Origin of the sequence: Photobacterium andalusiense, assembly GCF_900185625.1 — a bacterium.
GTDB classification, from domain to species: Bacteria; Pseudomonadota; Gammaproteobacteria; order Enterobacterales; family Vibrionaceae; genus Photobacterium; species Photobacterium aquimaris.
On record NZ_FYAJ01000068.1, the window covers coordinates 1 to 511 of the forward strand.

4 tRNA genes are annotated in these 511 nt (G+C 50.9%); all 4 read left to right on the forward strand.

What is annotated here, in order from left to right:
- Positions 1-18 precede the first annotated feature (18 nt).
- Positions 19-95 (forward strand) — tRNA-Arg (locus PAND9192_RS20485).
- Between the two features lie 51 nt (positions 96-146).
- Positions 147-223: transfer RNA gene (locus PAND9192_RS20605), tRNA-Arg, on the forward strand.
- Between the two features lie 51 nt (positions 224-274).
- Positions 275-351: transfer RNA gene (locus PAND9192_RS20490), tRNA-Arg, on the forward strand.
- Between the two features lie 51 nt (positions 352-402).
- Positions 403-479 (forward strand) — tRNA-Arg (locus PAND9192_RS20495).
- Positions 480-511: the final 32 nt, after the last annotated feature.

Here is a 511-nt window from a genome sequence, read left to right on the forward strand (position 1 = left end):
TCTTAAAAGAAACACAGTGCGCGCGTAGCTCAGCTGGATAGAGTACCTGGCTACGAACCAGGCGGTCGGAGGTTCGAATCCTCCCGCGCGCACCATTATTTAAAAGTAATAAGCCTCAATGCTTGTTGCTGTTACACCGATTTAGTGCGCGCGTAGCTCAGCTGGATAGAGTACCTGGCTACGAACCAGGCGGTCGGAGGTTCGAATCCTCCCGCGCGCACCATTATTTAAAAGTAATAAGCCTCAATGCTTGTTGTTGTTACACCGATTTAGTGCGCGCGTAGCTCAGCTGGATAGAGTACCTGGCTACGAACCAGGCGGTCGGAGGTTCGAATCCTCCCGCGCGCACCATTATTTAAAAGTAATAAGCCTCAATGCTTGTTGCTGTTACACCGATTTAGTGCGCGCGTAGCTCAGCTGGATAGAGTACCTGGCTACGAACCAGGCGGTCGGAGGTTCGAATCCTCCCGCGCGCACCATTATTTAAAAGTAATAAGCCTCAATGCTTGTT